Source organism: Corynebacterium sp. HMSC073B01 (assembly GCF_001838255.1).
GTDB classification, from domain to species: domain Bacteria; phylum Actinomycetota; class Actinomycetes; order Mycobacteriales; family Mycobacteriaceae; genus Corynebacterium; species Corynebacterium jeikeium_D.
In genome coordinates, this window is the sequence record NZ_KV836166.1 from 1 (window position 1) to 21,334 (window position 21,334).

Consider the following 21,334-nt stretch of genomic DNA (forward strand, 5'->3'; position numbering starts at 1 on the left):
CATGCGGACACACTTTTCTTTACTTAACCCGGCTTTGGTGTGCCAATCTCAGCGTGCAGCCTCAATGGGCGGTGTAAACCTCAGGCCTTAGCCATCTAGTCAAGGGCCTCCAGCAATTTCTCGAGGTGCGCGCGCACCCGGGGCCACGATTCCACGAAAGGCGGCAGCAGATCGAGGCTGTCGACGTCGTCAAGCGGAATCCAGCGCAGCTCTAGAGACTCTTCGTTCGGATGCGTCTCCAGCTCTTCGGCAGCTAGTGCGTAAACCGTGTGGTACTTCCAGCCGCCGGCGAGCTCGGGGCGGTCCGGATCGGCCGGGAAGGGGCCGGTGGTGACCTGCGTGTCGAGGATGCGAAGCTGATGCTCCAGCAGCCCAGTTTCCTCAGCCGTTTCACGCAGCGCGGTCGCCTCAGGAGTCTCATGAGAATCACAAGCCCCACCAGGAACACCCCACGTTAGGGGGAACGATGTCCAGTCAGCTCGATACTGCATAAGCACCGTGCGCTGAGGGCTCACAATCAGCAGCCCTGCAGCTCCGAAGCGTCCCCAGCAGCGCGTACCGTTGGGGCCGGCCGCCCAACCATTTCCATCCTGAAGCATGTCTCCACCCTACGCCAGATACCCTTGTGTTTTCCGTCACAAGCCCGAGCGACTAAGATTTGCAAGGAACTAACGTTGCTCTGAGCGGAGAGATTGTCGCAGGCGACTTCGGTCACGTCGGAAGGACACGTGCACATGGGTGAAACCACTTCAAGTGCGCCTCATTCCCGCGCCCACGACAAAAGCCGAAACCCATTCCACCGCAAGAATCGCGCTCCACGCCGAACTCGTTTCAGCGGTCGCACCACTCCCGGTGGCGAAAGCTTAGACACACACACTGCGGCTCAGGCGGCAAAGGAATCGAAAGATACTCCCGCCTCCACCCCGGCTCCCGAGAGCGCGGCACCATCAACTGCTCTGGACACTACAGAGTCCTCGGCTAATGCCCCAGCAACGGCCGCAACCCCAACAGCCCTGGCAGACTCTCCGCGCGATACAGACTTGCGCGTGGATGCCCTGGAGATTGGCCCGCGCAACCGGAGATTGACACGTTTTCTCGGTGAGCGCCTCTACGACAAACTCGGCCCGTCGGCCACGTATGTGCGCCGGTCAGCGTCATTTTTGATAACGTCACCGGGCCGATTGACCATAGTCGCCCTCATCCTCATCGTCGCTATCCTGGCAGCCGGCCTATCCATGTGGCAAACAACCTCGCAACGCCAGCAGCAGCTCACCCGAATTTCACAACTGAGCGAGCCGATGGCCAATGCCTCGCAGAATCTCTATGCCTCGCTGACGATTGCCGATGCGTCGGCCAACACCGCTTTTTCCCGCGGCACGCTCAACAGCAGCCAGGACTTGGTCAGCAACTTCGACGATGTCATCGCACAAGCATCCATGTCCGCTACCCGCGCAGCTACGGGCATTGAAAACGTCGATGATCCAGAGATGAAGGATGTCGCGACTGTACAGCGACTGTTGCCGGTCTACACCGGCATGGTCGAGACAGCTCGCGCGAATGCGCGCCAGGGCAACCCCGTCAGTGTCGCGTACCTCGCCTCTGCCTCAAACTTGATGCAGGTCCAGATTCTGCCAGCTGCAAAATCGCTCTACGAACGCACCAGTACCACCACTAATGAGGAGCAGCGCGAACTATCGAAACCACCTCTTTTCCCGATGTCAGGCCTGGCAGCGGCAATTTTGATGCTGCTAATCACACAGTGGTGGCTGACTCGCCGCACCGGTCGATTATTCAACGTCGGCCTGTTTGGTGCAACCATGCTGATGGCCATCGCACTTGTCGGTGTGGGAATCGCCACCACTCAGCCGTGGCAGTCTAACTCCCTCTTCGGAGAGCAGCGCCCGGACGTTCATGCCCTAACCCAAGTACGCATTGATGCCCAGCAGCTACGCGCCAGCGAAACCCTCGGCTTAGTGCGCCGTCAGCCCGCGGATGCGGAGTCCTTCTCGCAGTCGGTGCGCACCCTGGTCGGCGAGCTGGAAAGAGTGGACGCCAACGCGCCGGACGACGATGTCAGAGCCGCCATCCACGGTATCTACAGCTGGGAGTCCGGCCACAACCTGATGATGGGGCACTTGAGTTCAGGAGACTACGCCGGTGCGGTTCGCATCGCGACCGATGTGGATAATGCCAGCTCGTCGGCGACTGCGTTCAACCAGGTCGATGAGTCGCTACAGAATTCCATCGCCGAGTCCCGCCTGACCGCCCGTGAGAACCTCGACCAATCCCGTCGCGCTATCGCGGCACTGTCCCTCGCCACGGTTACGCTGACCGTCATCGCGGCAGTTCTGGTTGTTTTCGGCTTCCGACACCGGCTTCTGGAGTACCTATGATCGTTTCGTTCTCCCCGTCGCTCCACAGTCTCGCCGGTTGGCGGCGCAGGGCCGTCCTTGGTGCACTCGCCATCGCCGGGCTCACCGTCAGTGCCTGCGCGACCGATTCGCTTGCCGACGATCCCTACTCGCGCACAATCCTGGAGGCCACCGGTGACTTCCCCCTGCCACCGGGCGCGTTCTACGACAAAGCCTCCTCGAGGAAGCCTGCGGCAGAAGCCAACGCCCCAGATCTGTCCACACTCGCCCCCGATGACCAAACACCGGAAGAGCGAATCCCGGAGATTTACCAGCGCGGCCGCATCATCGTTGGTGTTGACCAATCATTGAACCTGCTCAGCTTCCGCGACTTCAGCACTGGAGAGCTCTCGGGGTTTGAAGTATCCCTGGCACAAGAGATTGCCCGGGACATCTTTGACAATCCCGATGCTGTCGAGTTTCGGTTCGTCGACAGCAACGAACGCACTGCCGCACTCGAAGACGGCACTGTCGATGTCGTTTTGCGCACTATGACGGTCACCGATGCCCGGCGCGAAAGGGTGCTGTTCTCCGCACCGTATTTGACAGCACGAGCTGGAGTTCTAGTCTCTTCGCCGGGTGGCGATGCTTCCCCCGAGGACGTCGAGGACGGTCGCATCTGCGTTTCCCGGGGATCCACTACCGAGGATTTGATTCGACGGCTCTCGCCGAACAATACGCTGCTGTTGGTCGGTAACTGGTCGGATTGCCTCATTTCACTTCAAAACAGCCAGGCAGAGATTGTCGTTGCCGATGACACCATTCTCGCTGGTATCAACGACCAAGATCCGGCCACCGCCATTGTCCAGCGGGGCTTGAACGAGGAAAGCTACGCGGCCGGTGTATCCAAGGGGAACCCAGGCCTAGTTCGCCAAATCAACGCGACCCTGGAGCGTATGGCGAGCGACGGCACCTGGCAGTCCCTCTACGACACTTGGTTCGGCCCCTTCCTGCCAAGCGGTACACAGCCATCGCCACAGTACGGCGACGACGAAGACATACTTGGAATCTCCCCCACACCGGAAGCTGCTCCAGAAGGCGAGGTGGAAAACCGATGAGCGACGAAAACCAGTACTCCGAGCAAGCCCAGCATCCCCAGTACACGCCGGAGCCCCAGGAGGATGCTCACGCAGAGGCAGAGGCAGCTGCCACTCAGGCCGTCGCCTTCGACCCATTCGCCGATGAAGACGACGAACAAGAGCCCGGCACTGCCGCTGTCGCCTTCGACCCTTTTGCGGACGATGATGACGATGACGAAGAGTTCGATATCGCCGAATTGTTGGGGCGCGGGGGCTCGTCGTCAAGCGCGACGACCCAACCCGGCACCCAGACGCCAGATCCGTCGATGGCCTCGCACCGGAAAGCGTTGGAGGACTTCCGCCGGAGGCGATCGAATGCACACCGCGGACGCACTGTCGCCGACGGCATGGTGCACTTGCCGTACATCACAACGCAGGATCCGCGCGATGCAGTAATGAGTGATGAGAAGATTCGAGCGACGAATAAGCCGGCGCCGAGCCTGAAAGCCGGCGATATCGTGGCGGATCAGTACGAGATCGTGGGCCCGATTGCCCACGGCGGGCTCGGCTGGATTTACCTGGCGATTGACCACAATGTCTCGGATCGTTGGGTCGTGCTCAAGGGCATGATGGCAGCGAAAAACGAGAAGGATTTCGCCGTAGTCCAGGCGGAACGCGAGTTCCTCGCGGAAATCTCGCATCCGGGAATTGTGAAGATCATCAACTTCATCGATGAGACGGACGCCAACAGCGCCACCGGCTTCATTGTGATGGAGTACGTCGGCGGCCCGTCGTTACGCAAGCAGCGACGGAGCTACCCCGACGGCGTCATGCCCTGTGACCTGGCGATTGGCTACATCCTGGAGCTGCTCCCCGCGCTGGATTACCTGCACTCGCGCGGCGTTGTCTACAACGATTTGAAGCCGGACAACGTGCTGCTCAGCGAAGACCACGTCACGCTTATCGACGTTGGCGCGGTCACCGGCATCGGCGCCTACGGCCATATCTACGGCACGCCCGGTTTCCAGGCGCCGGAGATTGCCACGACGGGACCAACGATTGCCAGCGATATCTACACAGTCGGCCGCACGCTGGCCTCGCTGATTCTGAAGTTGCCGGCGACCAACGGCGTCTACGACCCGGGGCTACCCTCACCTGTCGAAGAGCCTCTATTCCGCCGTTTTTACTCGCTCTACCGCTTCCTACTACGCGCTTGCCACGAGAACCCGGAGGCTCGCTTCGGTTCTGCCGAAGAGATGAGTGTGCAGCTCATCGGCGTATTGCGCGAGATTCTGGCGGTGCGCGACGGCGTGCAATTCCCGCAGGCGGTGTCGAATTTCTCGCCGCAGCGTTCCACGTACGGCACCAAGCACCTGGTGTTCCGCACCGATCAGCTTGTCGACGGCATCACCCGCGGCGTGGAAATCACTCCGCAAGAAGTGACCTTCGCGCTGCCTGTACCACTGATTAACCCGACAGATCCGGGTGCGCGCATCTTGAGTGCCTCGTCGTTTACAGAGCCCAACGAACTTATCGAAACACTGACCAATGCGCTGTCCGAACCCGAGTATGGCTCTTCCGTGGAAATTCCACTGGGCATCGTGCGTGCGAAACTGGACCTCGGATTAATTGATGAGGCCCGCGACAGCCTCCGCGATGTCTCTGAACGTTTGCAGCGCGATTGGCGTTACCACTGGTACGAGGGCGTGACTTATTTGCTTCTCGACCAATTCAACGATGCCCTCGCCTCGTTCCACCACGTGCTGACGATGCTGCCCGGCGAGCCCGCCCCGAAGTTGGCGCTGGCAGCGACTCTCGAGTTGATTCAACAGCGCTTGGGCATCGCCAACGCATCTCTCCTCGAGCCCGCTGTCGCCCGCGCCGCCGCGAACTTGAGCAGCGCGCTGGATAATGTCGCTGCCGATACGCCCGAGATCTTCTCCCCCGCCTGGGCCAGCGAGTCCCTGTCGCCTCAGACCATTCGTTTCAACACCCTGCGTCTCTACGCCGTCGTGTGGGCGGCCAACCCGACGACGGTATCCTCCGCCTTCGGGCTAGCTCGTCAGCTGGCCTCTGAGCGCCAACACGAAATGGCTATCTCCCAGCTTGACCGCGTACCCGGTAACTCCCGTCACCATCGCATGGCACGTTTGACGACGATTCTGATGCTCACCTCAGGGATGCCCTCCGAGTTAACTGAATCGAGAATTCGCCGTGCTGCGCGTCGTCTGGTGGAGCTGCCGACGAATGAACCGCGCATGCCACAGCTACGCATCGCCGTGATGGCGTCCGCGCTGAACTGGTTGCGCAGCTCGAACCTCGACCATGCAGCTAGCTCCAATGGTCTTTTCGATGCGCCCTTTACCGTGGCCGGCCTGCGTGAAGGATTGGAAAAAGACTTACGGATGCTGGCACGCTCTTCGCAGTTTCCGCGACACCGCTACAACTTGGTGGATATCGCAAATCTCATTCGGCCACGGACTTGGCGTTAGCTCTCTAACAGCTCCTTACCGAACCTGGTCAAACATGCTGTTGTGGGCCTGAGCGCCACCCCAGAATTGGTGAATAAAGAGAGAATTGCCTTTCGTGGTTTAAGATATCCTCTATGTTTGCCTCTTCGAAATCCTCTCTCCGCAGCGCTAAGCGCGTAATTATCAGCGCTGCAGCCCTCACCACTGCCTTTGGTATTGGGGCCGGCACTGCCGTTGCCCTGCCGGTTTCTCCAGACCTGCAGTCGCTTAGCCAGAGTGTTCGGGACCTCAAGCTGCCGGAGATCTCGACTCTGAATTCGGGCGACCTTGCCCCTGAGCTCTCTGAGGTACTGGATTCCTCTTCGGTGAAGCTGCCGGATTCGGTCGTCGCTCTGATTAATGAAAACTTCAAGTTCGCTGAAAACAACAAGCAGGTGGCGGACAAGGTCAAAACTCAGCTGCTGAACGCCATCGACAGCCTGCCGTTGCCAGCCGCACAGAAGGCCGAAGCCACCCGCGTTGTCAACGAGATTTTCGGTTTGCTGGGGGGCCAGGACGAGCCGTCGCAGCCTGAGCCGGCGCCTGCCCCTGCTCCACAGCCTGAGCAGAAGCCACGCCCTGAACCACGCCCAGAGCCAAACAACCCGTGCCCGCCGAGCGCCCGCGCATGCGTTGACCTGGCTAACCAGAAGACCTGGCTGCAGGAAAATGGCAACATCACCTACGGTCCGGTGCCAATGTCCTCCGGTATGCCAGGTTACGAAACCACCCGTGGCCACCTGAGCGTTACCCGCAAGGTCCGCGATGAGTGGTCCCGTCCTTACAACGGTCCGATGCCGTTCTCGGTGTACTTCACCAACGACGGCGAAGCTTTCCACGAGGGCTCTGTTAATCAGATGTCCCACGGCTGCATCCACCTGAACCACGATGATGCTGTGAAGTACTTCGATACCCTGCAGGTCGGCGACGGCGTCTACATCTGGTAGTTAGCTGCGCTGATGCGTTGAAACGATGACCGGGTGACTGAGCCTGTTGAGGCATAGGCGCAGTCGCCCCGGCGGTGAAAAATGAGCTCGCCCCACTAGGTTCTTCCAGTTTGGAAGACAGTGGGAGCGAGCTCATTTTTGTTGGGTCACAGCTGCGGATTCAACAGATGGGGCATCTAGCAGCCGTCGATTACGGAGGGTTACAGGGGGTCCTGCCTACTCGCCAGGGCCCCTGCCCAAAAACTACTCCACGAAGCTCATTGCGTAGCGAGCAATGGCCAGTTCCTCGTTGGTCGGCACCACGAAGACCTTGACCTTCGAGTCATCCGCCGAAATCAGACGTGGGCCGTCATTCGGCTGGGAGTTGAGCTCGTCATCAATCTTGATACCGAAGTTCTCAAGCTCAGCCATCGAATCACGGCGAATACCGACATGGTTCTCACCGACACCTGCGGTGAAGGTGATGGCATCGAGGCGGCCGAGAATCAGCATGTAAGAGCCGATGTAGCGGCGCAGCTGGTGGACATACATCTGGTACGCAGCCCAAGCATCCGGGTCGTGGTCATCCATGCGCTCCTGCAGGACTCGGAAGTCATTGACACCAGAGACACCCTTCAGACCGGACTGGCGGTTGCACAGATTGTCGATCTCGTCGATGCTCATGCCGTTGCGGTAGAGGTGGAAGATGACGCCCGGGTCAATGTCACCGGTACGGGTACCCATCATCAGACCAGCCAGCGGGGTCAGCCCCATCGAGGTATCCACCGCCTGGCCACCTCGGATAGCCGCACACGACGCACCATTACCCAGGTGCAGCGTAATCTGGTTGATTTCTTCTGCCGGCTTATTCAGAAGGTCCGGCACCTGCTTGGAAACAAACTCATGCGAGGTGCCGTGGAAGCCGTAACGACGGATATCAAACTTCGATGCGACCTCTGCGTTGAGCGGGTACAGAGCAGCAGCTGGCGGCATGGTGTGGAAGAAACCAGTGTCGAAGACGGCGACGTGAGGCACGTCCGAAAGCAGCTTGCGAGACTCCTCGATGCCTACGATATTGGCCGGGTTGTGCAGCGGCGCCAGCGGAATAAGGTCGCGGATCATGCCGACGATTTCGTCGGTAATCAGCTCCGGTCCAGAGAACAGGCGACCACCGTGAACGACGCGGTGACCGACGGCTGCAATATCCACCGACTCCGGACCAACACCGTGCTCATCCATCAGCTCGAACGCGCGGTCAAGACCACTGGCGTGGTCAGCGATAGGCTCGGTGATTTCAATCTTCTGTCCGGAGAACTTCAGATTAATAATGCCGTCTTCTTCACCAATGCGCTCCACCAGACCGGAGACATACGGCGGCTGCGTGGAGTCCTTCTCCGGGTCTACCAGCTGAAACTTGATAGAGGAGGAACCGGAGTTCAAAACAAGTACGTGACGGGACATAATAATTAGTTTCCTCCAGCCTGAATAGCGGTAATTGCAACCGTGTTGATGATGTCCGGCACCGTGGCGCCACGGGAAAGGTCGTTGACCGGCTTGTTCAAGCCCTGCAGAATCGGGCCGATTGCCAATGCACCACCACAGCGCTGGGCAATCTTGTAACCGATGTTACCGGCGTCCAGATCCGGGAACACGAAAACAGTTGCCTTACCCGCAACGGAGGAATCCGGCATCTTCTTCGCAGCCACAGACGGGTCAATAGCAGCATCGAACTGCAGCGGACCATCGACAGCGAGCTCCGGAGCCAGCTCCTTGGCCTTGGCCAGGCCCGCCTTCACACGGTCCACATCCTCACCTGTGCCGGATACTCCAGTGGAGTAGCTCAGCATGGCGACGCGGGCATCGATGCCGAAGGAAGCTGCAGTCTCGGCGGATACCACCGCGATTTCACCCAGCTGTTCCGGAGCCGGCTTCGGCAGCACCGCACAGTCCGCAAAACCCCACAGCGAGTTGTCCATAACCATGAGGAACAGTGATGACACCGTGGAAGCCGACGGCTTGGTCTTAATGATTTGCAAGGACGGACGAATGGTGTGCGCAGTTGTGTGGGCTGCACCGGACACCATGCCGTCGACAAGCCCGTTGTGAATCATCATCGTCGCGAAGTAGGAGATGTCCTGCATCGTCTCACGGGCCTGCTCCAGCGTGACCCCCTTGGCCTTGCGCATCTCTGCGAACTGTTCCGCGAACTGCTCAACATATTCGGAGGTCTGCGGGTTCCAGAGATGGGCGGCGTCGATGTCAAAACCCAGTTCGGCGGCGCGTGCCTTCATCGCATCCGGGTCGCCGAGGATAGTGAGCTCACAGATGTCCTCGCGCAGGAGGTAATCAGCGGCCTCAAGAATGCGGTCATCGTCCCCCTCTGGCAGCACAATGTGACGCTTATCAGCCTTGGCGCGCTGCAACAGCCACCACTGGAAACGCTGTGGAGTCATCACTGCGGTGACCTCGCGGCTTACGACCTTGCGCAGCCCCTCAGCATCGTCAACGGCAACAACGGGAACGTCGAGCTCGAGAGTCTTAGCAGCCTCAGCTGCCTCCTCCCCTGTAAGGACAACTGCGAGTACCTCGCTGTGACGCTGAGCTGCACTGCTGAGAGCCAAACGAACGCGAGCCTTTGCGGCCTCTGTGTGGCAGCCCTCGCCACCAGCGACAACGATGACACCGGCGCCGGCGACGGTGGCAATGCGGAAGTCAAAATCGAGGTTGCCGGAGCCGGTCAGAACAGCCACCCCCTCGTTAGCAGCGCGATCAGCCTCAACAGCACTGACGATGGTGTCAAGCGCGGATTCCGGATCCACAACAACCTGATCCACGGTGGCGCCGTGCGCCCCACCGACAGTGTGGAGGCAACGTGCCCCACCCAGTGCCTCAGACAATGCCGTAATGACATCTTGCAGATTGTCTGCGCGGTCCACTGAAGTAATCAGGACTGCGGAGTTGTTGGTGGACGCTTGGGCGTTCTTATCGCTCACCGACGTTCCTTTCTCGCACTGCGCTTAATCGTTGACTTATTTAAACGTTGACTTGGCTCGAGCCGTTGGACTGCCGGAGGCTCAAGACCATGCTGAGCTTCTAATCCTGCTGAATCTAATCCCGCTGAGTCCCAAATCATTATTTTCATCTTATTGTGAGTCACCTTACATCTCACGGCGGACTCAAACCTCTTTGGTTACCCCTGGTAGCCACACTTTTCCCCACAGATTCCAACAATTTTCCCGCATAATCGCGGCTTTTATGCGGTTTTTCTAGTGAACTAGCCCAAATTCCCACATTAGACGTGACTAAGGTCACATTTAGTTTTGTATGCCTTCAAAAGCATCTCACCGATGATGTGATGCTCACCTCTCGATTTTTCGTAAGTTATCGCTACGATTGGGGGCGCTACCATTGGGAATGTCGAATAAACCGATAGCTCACCAATAACTCCTTTCCCCACGAGGTCACCGCTGGCAGCTACTTATGCCGCGGCCTCGTGGCCGTCGTAAAGCATTAGAGAAAGAAGGACACACTTCATGAATCGCCCGCTCCGCGTTGCCGTAATTGGCTCTGGCCCGGCCGGTGTTTATGCTTCCGATGCACTGATGAAATCCAGTACTGACGTGGAAGTCGATCTGTTTGAAAAGATGCCGGCTCCATTCGGTCTAATCCGCTACGGCGTCGCCCCCGACCACCCACGCATCAAGGGCATCATCATGGCCTTGCACCGCGTGATGGAAAAGCCGGAGCTGCGCCTATTTTCCAACGTTGAGTTCGGCAAGGACATCACACTCGACGAATTAAAGGAGCATTACGACGCCGTCATCTTCGCCACCGGTGCCGTCGGCGACCGCGCACTGCCAACGCCGGGAGCGGACCTGCCGGAGCACTTCGGCGCAGGCGAATTCGTGGGCTTCTACGACGGCAATCCACTCTTTGAGCGCACCTGGGACCTTTCGGCGGAGTCCGTGGCCGTCGTCGGTGTCGGCAACGTCGCGCTGGATGTCTCTCGAATCCTGGCGAAGACCGGTGAGGAACTGCACGTCACAGAGATTCCGGACAATGTCTACGAGGTTCTGAAGACAAATAAGGCCAAGGAAGTCCACGTCTTCGGCCGCCGCGGCCCGGCACAGGCAAAGTTCACTCCGCTGGAGCTCAAGGAGCTCGACTACTCACCGAACGTCGAGGTCGTTGTCGATCCGCGCGATATTGATTACGACTCCGCATCCGAGATTATGCGTCGCAACTCCAAGATCACTGACCAGGTCTGCACCATCCTGGAGAACTACGCCATCCGTGAGCCAAAGAACGCACCGCACAAGCTCTACATTCACTTCTTCGAGTCGCCAGTGGAAATCCTCAGCGAGGAGGGTACCGACGGCCAGCAGCATGTGACAGGCTTGCGCACTCAGCGCATGGAATACGACGGTGCTGGCGGGCTGCGGCCGACCGGCGAGACCACCGACTGGAAGGTCGGCGCTGTCTACTCCGCCGTGGGCTACCGCTCTGATGCGCTGCCGGGTATCCCGTTCGACAACGTGAAGAATGTCATTTCCAACGTCGGTGGTCGAGTCATCGAATCCGATAACACCGAGGATGAAGCAGCCGAGGCCATCACTGGCCTCTACACCACCGGTTGGGTTCGCCGCGGACCGGTCGGCCTGATTGGTAATACCAAGGGCGATGCCAACGAGGCCGTAGCCAATCTGCTGGCCGATGCCGCCGAGGGCAAGAAATTCAACCCGTCGAAGCCGGAGTTGTCCGCTGTCAACGAGCTGCTGGAGTCCAAGGGTATCGACTACCTGGACTGGGAAGGTTGGCACAAGCTCGATGCTGCCGAACGCACCGCCGGCGAGGCCGAGGGTCGCGAACGCAAGAAGTACGTCGAGTGGGATGAGATGGTCACCCACTCCAAGGGCGAGTAACGGCGAGTAACTAGGACGGATAAAAAGCGTCGGCTACGCCACTACCTTCACGTCCGTGTACGCGGCGCGCGAGTCCCAGCGGCAGCACACAATCGGCGCCAACAGCTCGGCCAATGGCTCACCAAAAGCCACCTGACCAGCACCGTCGGCAGCGCCTGCATCGATGACTCGATCCCACAATAGGCCCGGCGCGGTAAACAGCGGCACCACTACGAGTCCGCGTCCGCGCTTGGCCGCGCGCTCCTGCGCCGCGGCCACAGCATCGGCTCCCTTGATTTTCTCAGGACCGACCACGAATGCCGCGCTCACATGTCCCGGCAGCATCCCGCCAAGGTTTGCCGCAAACTGGTGCACCGCCGCATTGGCATCCTCATCAGAGGAGCCGACCCCCATCACCAGCGCATCGACCGGCCAGGAAAAAGATGCATTCTCCGCCGCTTCGATGATTCGCTTTACGACGGCGCGCTTCGTGCCGTCGCCAAGCCCGAGTCCTTCAGCCACTGTGATGTCAACACCATGCCGATCGCAGAGTCGAACCTGCTCGGGAACGTCGACTCGCGAGTGGAACGCATCGGTGAACAGCAGCGGTACGGCCAGTGCCTGAGTCTCGCCGGCAGCGGCGAGCTCGGCACAGACGGTATCCAGTGAGGGCTCGTCGAGGTCCAGCCAGGCGAGGCGAATCTGAGAGGGCGCATCCAGACGGGTGAGCGGCATCTTCTCGCGCACGAGCGCGACCACGTCTTCGAGCACCGGTTTGGTCTCTGAGTGCCGAGAACCGTGCGCAAGCAGAATCAGTGCGGTCATCGATGGTCTCCTCAGGCTCGCTAGCTGTGCTTTCTGGTTTCTCTACCTGGCAGCTCTACTGGGCAGCGCCACGCACGAGGCCTGCGGTGAGGGTGTCACCGGTGCCCGGCTCGATGAGCAGGAATGCACCGACACGGCCACCGACGCGGTAGGCATCGACCGGCAGCGGCTGTGCGACCTCGACGGTGATCTCCGCGACGTCGTTGACTGCAAGCTGATCAGCCACACCGGTGGGCTCACCGGTTTCGATATCGATGAGCGCATCGACGGAAGCGATACGACCACGCACCAGTGCGGCACCATAGCGCACCTCTACGACGCGACCGACTGCCAACGGCTTGTCTGCAAGGTGGACGGCCACGGCGGAGAAACGGCGCACGTCTTCCGGGCGCGTGCCACTGATGAGGTCGCCACGGGCGAGGTCGAACTCGGCATCCAGGCTGATGGCCACCGACTGGCCGGCCACGGCCTCAGTGACATCCTCAGCTGCCACGGTGATCTTCGTGACCGTAGCCTGACGGTTGGCGTCTACGGAGACAACATCGCCCACACGCACGCTACCTGCGGCGATACGGCCGGCGTAACCACGGTATTCAGTGGCGTGATCGCGAATGACATAGTCGATGGGCAGGCGCAGGTCAGCCTCGGCATCGGTTTCCAGGTCGGCACCGATGTTGAGGTTTTCCAGCAGCTCCAGCACGGTCGGCCCCTCGTACCACGGAGTGTGCTCAGAAGAATCGACAATGTTGTCGCCGACCAGAGCCGACACTGGAACAACGAAGGTGTTCTGCAGACCCAGGCGCTCTGCTAGTGCTGCCACATCCGACTCAATGGCGCGGAAGGCCTCTTCGCTGTAGTCCAGTAGGTCAATCTTGTTGACTGCGAAAATCACGTGGCGAACGCCCAGCAGACCGGCCACCGTTGCGTGACGCTTGGTCTGCGTCACGACGCCGTTGCGCGCGTCGATAAGCAAAACGACGGCCTCGGCGGTGGACATACCGGTGACGGTGTTTCGGGTGTACTGCTCGTGACCTGGGCAGTCGGCGAGGATGAAGGAGCGGACGTCGGTGGCGAAGTAGCGGTAGGCGACATCGATGGTGATGCCCTGCTCACGCTCGGCCCGCAGACCGTCGACCAGCAGCGACAGGTCCGGGTTTTCCTGACCGCGCGCCTGTGAGGAGGCGACGACGGCCTCGTACTGGTCAGCGAGGATATTCTTCGTGTCGTGCAGCAGGCGACCGACGAAGGTGGACTTACCGTCGTCGACGGAGCCAGCGGTGCACAGGCGAAGAGTGCGACGAGCGCGAGTGGCGCGGTCAGCGGAAATCAGGGTAGCTGGGGAATTTGGCTGGCTCATCAGAAGTAACCTTCCTTCTTACGGTCTTCCATGGAGGATTCGGACAACTTGTCATCTGCGCGGGTAGCGCCGCGCTCGGTGAGCTTGGATGTGCGAAGTTCCTCCATGACCTCCGCAATAGTGGTGGCAGTCGATTCGACAGCGCCGGTACAGCTCATGTCACCGACAGTGCGATAGCGGACAGTGCGAACCTCTAGGGTCTCACCGTCGCGGGGTCCACCCCACTCGCCCGGTGCCAACCACATGCCGCCGCGGTTGAACACCTCACGCTCATGGGCAAAGTAGATGGGTGGCAGCTCGATGTCACGGGCTTCGATGTAGGCCCAGACGTCGGCCTCGGTCCAGTTCGAGATTGGGAAAACGCGAACGTTCTCTCCAGCGGCGTGGCGACCGTTGTAGAGCCCCCACAGCTCGGGGCGCTGACGGCGTGGATCCCAACCGCCGAAGGAGTCGCGGACGGAGAACACGCGCTCCTTGGCGCGGGCCTTCTCCTCATCGCGGCGGGCGCCACCGAGAACGGCGTCGTAACCACGGTTGGCAATGGTCTCCACCAGTGGCACGGTCTGCAAGGGGTTGCGGGTGCCGTCGGCACGCTCGGTGAGCACACCGCTGTCAATCCAGTCTTGGACCTTGGCTACGTGCAGCTTAATGCCCGGCTGAGCGGCAATCTTGTCGCGGAATTCAATAACTTCGGGGAAGTTGTGGCCGGTGTCGACGTGGAGCAGCTCTAGCGGGATACCCGCCGGTGCGAAGGCGCGCTTGGCCAGCTCGAGCACGACGACGGAGTCCTTTCCGCCGGAGAAAAGTAGTGCCGGACGGTCGAACTGACCGGCGGTCTGGCGAATAATGTCGATGGCCTCGGCTTCCAGTTCGGCAAGCCGCGGATCGAGGCGGTTTTGTACGGAAACGGTGGTTGAGCTTGTCATGGGGGTTCTTTCTGTTGGGGCTGTGTTGGCTGTGTTAGCTTGTCGGCTGTTTTAACAAAACTGTCTGTATAAGCTGCAGTTCGCAGCGAGCCATGAGCGGCAATTGGCTAGTAGCTAGTGGCTGTCAGTATCGTCTAGCCGCCAGCCACTCAAACTAGAGGTGCAATCCGCACTCTGTCTTCTCGCTGCCCGCCCAGCGGCCCGAGCGCGGATCCGCACCCTCTGCCACTCGCACGGTGCATGTCGCGCAGCCAATCGACGGGAACCCCTGTTGTGTCAGCGGATGCACAATGAGGTCGTTGTCCTCGATGTACTGGGCAACGTCCTCATCCGTCCAGGTGGCCAGCGGGTTGAGCTTGATGCGACCGGTCTTATCGATTTCCAGTACCGGCGTGTGTGCGCGGGTCGGCGCGTCGACGCGCTTCAGACCTGTGACCCAGCCCTCGTAGGGGCGCTTCACAGCTGACAGCGGCTCGACCTTCCGCAGTGCGCAGCATCGCGTCGGGTCGGTCTTGTACAGATCTACGCCCTCTTCGGCATCCTGCTCGGCGCGGGTGCGCTTCGGCTCAATCGACAGCAGTCGGTTGTCGTAGCGCTGTGCGACCTGTTCTGCCACGTCGAGGGTCTCCGGGAAGTGGTAACCCGTATCCAGGAAAACCAGGTCGGCTTCCGGCGCGTGCCGAGCAGCCAGCTCCGCCAATACCGTGTCCTGCATCGACAGGGTCACAGCCAGTGGCGTGTGCAGGTGCTCCGCACCCCATTCCAGTACTTCCCCGGCAGTGGCAGTCTCCAGCTTGGAGCCCCACTCCAGTGCAAGCTCAATCAGACGGCGAGCAGTTTCCGGGTTGTCCAGCACATCCTCACGCGCGAGCGCCTCCTGAGTCTTAATGACTTCAGCGGTTTTCAGTCCCGTGCTCATGACGCCACCTTCCTATCAATATGACCATGCAGTTTCACTGTGAATACCCGGCAACATTCGCGGCATTGCCAGGCGTAATCGGTTTCCACATCGGGCCACAGATCATCACCGCCGCAGTAAGGGCAATGCATCACCGCACCCCGGTTCGGATTGGGGTGTGCGCTTCGGCCACCGATCCCCAGTCGTGCTGGCACCTCGTCTTTTTCGCTTGCCGACGGCCCCTGCGACCGAACCTCGTTGGGAGATTCACTCACTTCAGGTCCTCCTCATCAGCGCGGACAATCCACTCGCGGAACTGTTCACCCTCGTGGCGCTGCTCCTTGAAATGATTGACGACGCGCTCGATGTAGTCACCCAGTTCTGCCGAGGTGACCTTGTGTCCGCGAACCTTGCGGCCGAAGTTGGCATCGAGCCCCAGCGAACCACCGAGGTGAACCTGGAAACCCTCGACACGGTTGCCCTCATCGTCGGTGACAATCTGACCCTTGAGTCCAATATCGGCAATCTGTGTGCGGGCACAGGCATTCGGGCAGCCGTTGAGCGCAATGGTGATTGGGACATCGAGGTCGCCGAGACGTTCCTCCAAGTCGCCCACCAGATCGATTGCGCGCTGGCGCGTGGTGACAAGTGCGAGTTTGCAGAACTCCAGGCCGGTGCAGGCCAGGATGCCCCGCCGGAATGCGGAAGGCTTGGCAGACAGGCCAATTTCGTCGAGCTCAGCGAGCAGGGAGTCGACCTGGTCGTCGGCGACATCGAGGAGAATGAGCTCCTTCATGACAGTGGTGCGGACGCGGGAAACACCGTGGCGCTCGGCGATGTCGGCGAGCTTGACCAGGTCAGAGCCCGGAACACGGCCAACAGCGGGCTTCACACCGACGTAGTTGAGACCGTCGGCCTGCTTGTGCACGCCGATGTGGTCACGGTCGCCCTCGAAAGGTTCGGGTGCGGGGCCGTCGATAAGCTTGCGGTTGAGGTAGTCGTCTTCGAGTACCTGGCGGAACTTCTCCGCGCCCCATTCGGCAACGAGGAACTTCAGACGCGCACGATTGCGCAGGCGACGGTAGCCGTAGTCCCGGAAGATGCGGCACACGCCCGCCCATACCTCGGGAACCTCGTCCTCTGGGATCCAGGCGCCGAGACGCTGCGCGAGCATCGGGTTGGTGGAGAGACCACCACCGACCCAAACGTCGAAACCGGGGCCGTGCTCTGGATGATTGACACCGACGAAGGCAACGTCCTGGACCTCGTGGGTGACATCGAGACGCGGGGAACCGGAAACTGCCGACTTAAACTTACGCGGTAGGTTGGAGAACTCGTCGCCGGAGAGGTACTCCTCCTTGATGCGGCGGATGGCGTTGGTGCCGTCGACAATTTCATCGGCCGCAACACCGGCAACCGGGCTGCCTAGAATAACGCGGGGAACGTCGCCGCAGCCAAAGTTGGTGTCGAGACCAACTCGCTCAAGGCGCTCCCAGATCTCCGGCATATCTTCGACGCGAATCCAGTGCAGCTGGACGTTCTGGCGGTCGGAGAAGTCCGCAGTGTCGCGGGCGAAGTCGCGGGAAATCTCGCCGATGGTGCGAATGCCCTCGGTGGTGGTCTGGCCACCGTCGAGGCGGACGCGGAGCATAAAGTACTTGTCCTGCAGCTCGGCGTTGGTCTTCACGCCGGTGTGCTCACCGCTAAGCCCCTGCTTGCGCTGGGTGTAGAGGCCAATCCACTTAAAGCGAGGCGCTAGGTCCTCCGCGGGGATGGAGTCAAACCCCTGCTTGGAGTAGATGTCGATAACACGCTGCTTAACGGCGATGCCAGCATCTTCTTTCTTAATGCGCTCGTCGTCGTTAAGTGGCTCGCGGCCGTCGATAAGCCACTGCCCCTGTGGCTTCGGTGCGCGCTTCTTACGTCGGGTAGCCGCTGCGGAAGCTGGACGCTCGGCGGTTTTCGTAGGAGAGCTCATGGGGAATCTACCGAATCACTTTCGTTTTGTTCTCGTTGACCGAATTAGTTTCTAATCTTTATAGACCGTTTGGTCTACGTTGCATTGCAGGCAACATTAGACCGACCAGTCTGGCTAGTGCAAGCCGGGACACGCTCGGATACCTAGCGGACCCCCGCTTCGCCCACGCGGACACCGTTTTTCGCACCCACTTTGACACCTTCAGAAGCATCCTCGGCCCCGACATCAACCGAAGCGGGTGATGGAGATCCAGAACTAGACACATCAGCCGAGGGAGACTGAGAAGTCGGCTCAAGTTGGATCCGCTGACGTAGCCCCGGAAGAGTGTCGTGCGAACGCGCCCACAGCACCAGCGCGACGACAACAAAAGCCCACACGAGCAGAACCGTTGCCAGCACGCCACCAGAAACCAGCGACAAAAACAGAGTGCGAATATTCAGCCCCACCAACACGCCGCCGATCGCAATCCCAAGCAGCCGCGGATTAATGCGCCCCACCAGGTACGCAGCCAAGGGTGCCGCAATCACACCACCGCACAACAAACCAATTACCGGTGCGGCATGCTGGGTAAATTCCTCCCGCAGCTTGGGCAAAAAGCCCAGTACAGCCGCCGAGGCAACGAGAAATTCCGCCGCAGAGACAGTACCGATAATCTTGCGCGGCTGGTCAGCCTCAGCGCCGAGCAAAGTTGAGGTGGTAACAGGCCCCCAACCACCACCTCCCGTGGAATCAAGCAGGCCACCAAAGAGCCCCAGCGGAGCGAGCTTCTTCGCCCCCCAGGCCTTCTTCTTGCGCTTAACACTGGCCAAAAAGGCGAAGCGGATAATCACCCACAGACCGAGGAAAAGCAAGATTGTCGAGGTCACAGGCGTCGCAGCATCACCGTCGAGATTCGCCAAAAAGGTCGCACCAATAAAGGCACCGATAGCACCCGGCACGCCAAGACTCAGCGCGCGTCGCCAGTCGACATTGCCGAATCGCCAGTGTGAAATACCGGAGGCCAGTGTCGTACCCACCTCTGCTACGTGAACCACCGCCGACGCAGTGGCAGCACTACTACCAGCGACAATAAACAGCGAAGTAGCGGTGACACCGAAAGCCATCCCCAGAGTGCCGTCGACTAATTGCGCGCCAAGGCCGATTAGCACGAAGACTATGAGTTTTTCCATGACAAGCCCTTCCCCGCTTACCCAACCAGAGCCTGCCGTTGCCACGATGCCCGCACGCCGAGCCCCTTTCAGAGCTCATTCAGCAGAAGCGATGCGCAGCAAAACCCTCTCAAGCCAAAGCAGTGATTCTTGCGGTGTTTTGTGTTTGCTTTTTGTAGACCAGTTTGTCTATATTCTGTTTCAGCAAGCATAGACCGATTGGTCTACGATAAGCAATCGCGACAAAGAAAACGTAGAAAAAGGATTCCACCCAATGACCAACGACCAGACTGCAGCCCAGAACACGGCCGCTTCCTCACTGCCCGATCTCGCCAACTCCACCACGCCGCTGCGTGTAGCCGTGGTTGGCTCGGGTCCGGCCGGTATCTACGCCTCCGACGCGCTGATGAAGTCCGGCCGCGATGTCGCCATCGACCTCTACGAGCGCCTTCCAGTGCCGTTCGGCCTCATCCGCTACGGTGTTGCGCCAGACCACCCGCGCATCAAGGGCATCATTAAGTCCCTCCACCGAGTGCTGGACAAGCCGCAGGTTCGACTACTGGGCAACGTGGACGTCGGCAAGCAGGTCAGCGTTGATGAACTGCGCCAGTTCTACGACGCCATCATCTTCGCCACTGGCGCGACCGGCGACCGTGATCTGAACATCCCGGGCTCGGACCTGCCGGAGCACTACGGCGCCGGTGAGTTCGTAGGTTTCTACGACTCCCACCCGGAGTTTGCTCGCGAATGGGACCTCTCTGCTGAGTCGGTCGCTGTGATCGGCGTCGGTAACGTGGGCCTCGACGTCGCCCGTATTCTCGCCAAGACTGCCGATGAGCTGCACGTCACCGAAATCGCCGACAACGTCTACGACGGCCTGGCAAAGAATGCCGCCCGCGAAGTCCATGTCTTTGGCCGTCGCGGTCCGGCTCAGGCAAAGTTCACTCCACTGGAGCTGAAGGAACTGGACCACTCTGACACCATTGAGGTTGTCGTGAATCCGGAGGACATCCAGTACGATGCCGCCTCCGAAACGTCCCGTCGCGAGTCCAAGATCACCGATCAGGTCTGTACGATTCTGGAAAACTACGCCATCCGCGAGCCAAAGGGCGCCCCGCACAAGCTCTTCATCCACTTCTTCGAGTCCCCGGTCGAAATCATCGGCGAGACCGGTGAAGATGGGGTACAGCACGTCAGCGCTATCCGCACCGAACGCACCGAACTCGACGGCGAGGGTGGCGTCCGCGGCACCGGCAAGTTCACCGAATGGCCGGTCGGTGCGGTCTACCGCGCAGTCGGCTACCGCTCCGACGCAGTCACCGGCGTACCGTTCGACACCGGCACGCACACCATCCCAGATGCCGGCGGCCGCGTGCTTGACGACATCGACGGCAACCACATCCAGGGCCTGTACACCACCGGCTGGATTCGCCGTGGCCCGGTCGGCCTAATCGGTAACACCAAGGGCGATGCCAACGAAGCTGTCGGCAACCTCATCGCCGACTGGGAGGCAGGTCGCCTGGCCGCACCTGCAAAGCCCACGCATAACGACGTCGACGAGTTCCTGGCCGACAAGGGCCTCCAGGTCACCACCTGGGAGGGCTGGCACGCACTCGACGCCGCCGAGCGTGCCGCGGGCGAAGCCGAAGGCCGCGAGCGCAAGAAGCTGGTCGAGTGGGCTGACATGGTTACGGCCTCCACGGTCGTCGCAAAGCAGCCAGATGCCGATGACGTGGCCGAAGCTGTGCACGAAGCTGTTGTGGAGACCGTCGCGAGCTAGCGCATCGGGTCTAACCGGACAGTTGATTATGCACGTCAGTCGATTTTCGGATTAGAGTTAATACATGGCTTATCATGCAGACTCATCCAACCTGGACGTCAAGGAAGTTCTGACCTGGGAAGGCTTCGGCGTCGCCTCCCGTGAACTGGCACAGCAGATTGTCGACTCGGACTTCGACCCGGAGATTATTATCGCCGTGGCCCGCGGTGGCCTGCTGCCAGCAGGCGCACTCAGCTACACCATGGGCGTCAAGCTCTCTGACGCCATCAACGTCGAGTTCTACACCGACGTGGCGGAGACCCTGCCGGATCCGGTTCTGCTGGAGCCGCTGCTGGACATCGAATCGATTTCCAACCGCCGCCTGCTGGTCGTCGACGATGTGGCTGACTCCGGTCGCACGCTGCATCTGGTGCTCGACCTACTCAAGAAGCACGGCGCTGAAGTCCGTTCCGCTGTGCTCTACGGCAAGTCCCGCTCGGAGATTGCACCGGACTACGTCTGGAAGCACACCGATGACTGGATCGTCTTCCCCTGGTCGGCCGAGCCACCGGTACAGAAGTCCAAGTAGATCAAGTAGCTTACGCACCACAGCGGGCACAAAAAAGTGCGCTGCAGCGTTCCTGGGTTAAGTGACAAAAAGTGTGTCTGATTTTCA

16 protein-coding genes are annotated in these 21,334 nt (G+C 60.2%); 7 read left to right on the forward strand and 9 right to left on the reverse strand.

Annotation, left to right across the window (positions count from 1 at the left end; genetic code table 11):
• Nucleotides 1-95: 95 nt before the first annotated feature.
• Nucleotides 96-599 (reverse strand): NUDIX domain-containing protein, encoded by a 504-nt coding sequence (locus HMPREF2849_RS06525; protein ID WP_070595447.1) that lies wholly within the window; start codon nucleotides 597-599, stop codon nucleotides 96-98.
• Nucleotides 600-734: 135 nt separating this feature from the next.
• Between HMPREF2849_RS06525 and HMPREF2849_RS06530 the strand changes: the two genes are divergently transcribed.
• From HMPREF2849_RS06530 to HMPREF2849_RS06545, 4 genes are all read left to right on the forward strand, one after another.
• Nucleotides 735-2,393: a hypothetical protein gene (locus HMPREF2849_RS06530; protein ID WP_070595449.1), complete on the forward strand. Its 1,659-nt coding sequence runs from the start codon at nucleotides 735-737 to the stop codon at nucleotides 2,391-2,393.
• Nucleotides 2,390-3,469, forward strand: coding sequence for a glutamate ABC transporter substrate-binding protein (locus tag HMPREF2849_RS06535; protein ID WP_070595450.1), 1,080 nt, complete (start codon nucleotides 2,390-2,392; stop codon nucleotides 3,467-3,469). Before HMPREF2849_RS06530 ends, HMPREF2849_RS06535 begins: the two co-directional genes overlap by 4 nt.
• A complete protein-coding gene (locus HMPREF2849_RS06540) occupies nucleotides 3,466-5,922 on the forward strand; it encodes a serine/threonine protein kinase (protein WP_016421523.1) in 2,457 nt (818 codons plus the stop codon). Before HMPREF2849_RS06535 ends, HMPREF2849_RS06540 begins: the two co-directional genes overlap by 4 nt.
• Nucleotides 5,923-6,035: 113 nt before the next feature.
• A complete protein-coding gene (locus HMPREF2849_RS06545; protein WP_016421524.1) occupies nucleotides 6,036-6,887 on the forward strand; it encodes a L,D-transpeptidase in 852 nt (283 codons plus the stop codon).
• 243 nt (nucleotides 6,888-7,130) lie between these two features.
• Here HMPREF2849_RS06545 and HMPREF2849_RS06550 read toward each other — a convergent pair whose 3' ends face one another.
• On the reverse strand, nucleotides 7,131-8,327 hold the full coding sequence (locus HMPREF2849_RS06550; RefSeq protein ID WP_070607438.1) for an acetate kinase: 1,197 nt from the start codon (nucleotides 8,325-8,327) through the stop codon (nucleotides 7,131-7,133).
• Between the two features lie 5 nt (nucleotides 8,328-8,332).
• Nucleotides 8,333-9,658: a phosphate acetyltransferase gene (gene pta / locus HMPREF2849_RS06555; protein WP_246817678.1), complete on the reverse strand. Its 1,326-nt coding sequence runs from the start codon at nucleotides 9,656-9,658 to the stop codon at nucleotides 8,333-8,335.
• Between the two features lie 741 nt (nucleotides 9,659-10,399).
• On the opposite strand from pta, the gene HMPREF2849_RS06560 reads away from it, so the two are divergent.
• Nucleotides 10,400-11,788, forward strand: coding sequence for an FAD-dependent oxidoreductase (locus tag HMPREF2849_RS06560; protein ID WP_049169886.1), 1,389 nt, complete (start codon nucleotides 10,400-10,402; stop codon nucleotides 11,786-11,788).
• A gap of 33 nt (nucleotides 11,789-11,821) precedes the next feature.
• On the opposite strand, the gene HMPREF2849_RS06565 is transcribed toward HMPREF2849_RS06560, so the two are convergent.
• The 6 genes from HMPREF2849_RS06565 to HMPREF2849_RS06590 form a co-directional block, all read right to left on the reverse strand.
• Nucleotides 11,822-12,592, reverse strand: coding sequence for a sirohydrochlorin chelatase (locus tag HMPREF2849_RS06565; protein ID WP_049169883.1), 771 nt, complete (start codon nucleotides 12,590-12,592; stop codon nucleotides 11,822-11,824).
• 55 nt (nucleotides 12,593-12,647) lie between these two features.
• A complete protein-coding gene (locus HMPREF2849_RS06570; RefSeq protein ID WP_049189478.1) occupies nucleotides 12,648-13,949 on the reverse strand; it encodes a sulfate adenylyltransferase subunit 1 in 1,302 nt (433 codons plus the stop codon).
• Nucleotides 13,949-14,875 (reverse strand): sulfate adenylyltransferase subunit CysD, encoded by a 927-nt coding sequence (gene cysD, locus HMPREF2849_RS06575; protein WP_038626730.1) that lies wholly within the window; start codon nucleotides 14,873-14,875, stop codon nucleotides 13,949-13,951. Before cysD ends, HMPREF2849_RS06570 begins: the two co-directional genes overlap by 1 nt.
• A gap of 154 nt (nucleotides 14,876-15,029) precedes the next feature.
• The gene (locus tag HMPREF2849_RS06580) at nucleotides 15,030-15,794 is read right to left on the reverse strand and encodes a phosphoadenylyl-sulfate reductase (protein WP_070862788.1); all 765 of its coding nucleotides are present in this window, start codon (nucleotides 15,792-15,794) and stop codon (nucleotides 15,030-15,032) included.
• Between the two features lie 250 nt (nucleotides 15,795-16,044).
• Nucleotides 16,045-17,751 carry a nitrite/sulfite reductase gene (locus HMPREF2849_RS06585; RefSeq protein ID WP_049189475.1) on the reverse strand — a complete coding sequence of 569 codons (1,707 nt, stop codon included), beginning with the start codon at nucleotides 17,749-17,751 and terminating at the stop codon, nucleotides 16,045-16,047.
• A gap of 143 nt (nucleotides 17,752-17,894) precedes the next feature.
• Nucleotides 17,895-18,920: a sulfite exporter TauE/SafE family protein gene (locus tag HMPREF2849_RS06590; RefSeq protein ID WP_069358960.1), complete on the reverse strand. Its 1,026-nt coding sequence runs from the start codon at nucleotides 18,918-18,920 to the stop codon at nucleotides 17,895-17,897.
• A gap of 253 nt (nucleotides 18,921-19,173) precedes the next feature.
• Here HMPREF2849_RS06590 and HMPREF2849_RS06595 point away from each other — a divergent pair, with 253 nt between their 5' ends.
• Together HMPREF2849_RS06595 and HMPREF2849_RS06600 are read left to right on the forward strand one after the other, a co-directional pair.
• Nucleotides 19,174-20,679, forward strand: coding sequence for an FAD-dependent oxidoreductase (locus HMPREF2849_RS06595; protein ID WP_069358961.1), 1,506 nt, complete (start codon nucleotides 19,174-19,176; stop codon nucleotides 20,677-20,679).
• A gap of 64 nt (nucleotides 20,680-20,743) precedes the next feature.
• Nucleotides 20,744-21,247, forward strand: a complete 504-nt coding sequence (locus HMPREF2849_RS06600; protein ID WP_048734520.1) for a phosphoribosyltransferase — start codon at nucleotides 20,744-20,746, stop codon at nucleotides 21,245-21,247.
• Nucleotides 21,248-21,334 lie beyond the last annotated feature (87 nt).

Excerpts from the sequence above, each read along its gene's own strand:
- HMPREF2849_RS06525 (WP_070595447.1), bottom strand. The coding sequence starts at position 599 with ATGCTTCAGGATGGAAATGGTTGGGCGGCCGGCCCCAACGGTACGCGC.
- HMPREF2849_RS06530 (WP_070595449.1), top strand. The coding sequence starts at position 735 with ATGGGTGAAACCACTTCAAGTGCGCCTCATTCCCGCGCCCACGACAAA.
- HMPREF2849_RS06535 (WP_070595450.1), top strand. The coding sequence starts at position 2,390 with ATGATCGTTTCGTTCTCCCCGTCGCTCCACAGTCTCGCCGGTTGGCGG.
- HMPREF2849_RS06540 (WP_016421523.1), top strand. The coding sequence starts at position 3,466 with ATGAGCGACGAAAACCAGTACTCCGAGCAAGCCCAGCATCCCCAGTAC.
- HMPREF2849_RS06545 (WP_016421524.1), top strand. The coding sequence starts at position 6,036 with ATGTTTGCCTCTTCGAAATCCTCTCTCCGCAGCGCTAAGCGCGTAATT.
- HMPREF2849_RS06550 (WP_070607438.1), bottom strand. The coding sequence starts at position 8,327 with ATGTCCCGTCACGTACTTGTTTTGAACTCCGGTTCCTCCTCTATCAAG.
- HMPREF2849_RS06560 (WP_049169886.1), top strand. The coding sequence starts at position 10,400 with ATGAATCGCCCGCTCCGCGTTGCCGTAATTGGCTCTGGCCCGGCCGGT.
- HMPREF2849_RS06565 (WP_049169883.1), bottom strand. The coding sequence starts at position 12,592 with ATGACCGCACTGATTCTGCTTGCGCACGGTTCTCGGCACTCAGAGACC.
- HMPREF2849_RS06570 (WP_049189478.1), bottom strand. The coding sequence starts at position 13,949 with ATGAGCCAGCCAAATTCCCCAGCTACCCTGATTTCCGCTGACCGCGCC.
- cysD (WP_038626730.1), bottom strand. The coding sequence starts at position 14,875 with ATGACAAGCTCAACCACCGTTTCCGTACAAAACCGCCTCGATCCGCGG.
- HMPREF2849_RS06580 (WP_070862788.1), bottom strand. The coding sequence starts at position 15,794 with ATGAGCACGGGACTGAAAACCGCTGAAGTCATTAAGACTCAGGAGGCG.
- HMPREF2849_RS06585 (WP_049189475.1), bottom strand. The coding sequence starts at position 17,751 with ATGAGCTCTCCTACGAAAACCGCCGAGCGTCCAGCTTCCGCAGCGGCT.
- HMPREF2849_RS06590 (WP_069358960.1), bottom strand. The coding sequence starts at position 18,920 with ATGGAAAAACTCATAGTCTTCGTGCTAATCGGCCTTGGCGCGCAATTA.
- HMPREF2849_RS06595 (WP_069358961.1), top strand. The coding sequence starts at position 19,174 with ATGACCAACGACCAGACTGCAGCCCAGAACACGGCCGCTTCCTCACTG.
- HMPREF2849_RS06600 (WP_048734520.1), top strand. The coding sequence starts at position 20,744 with ATGGCTTATCATGCAGACTCATCCAACCTGGACGTCAAGGAAGTTCTG.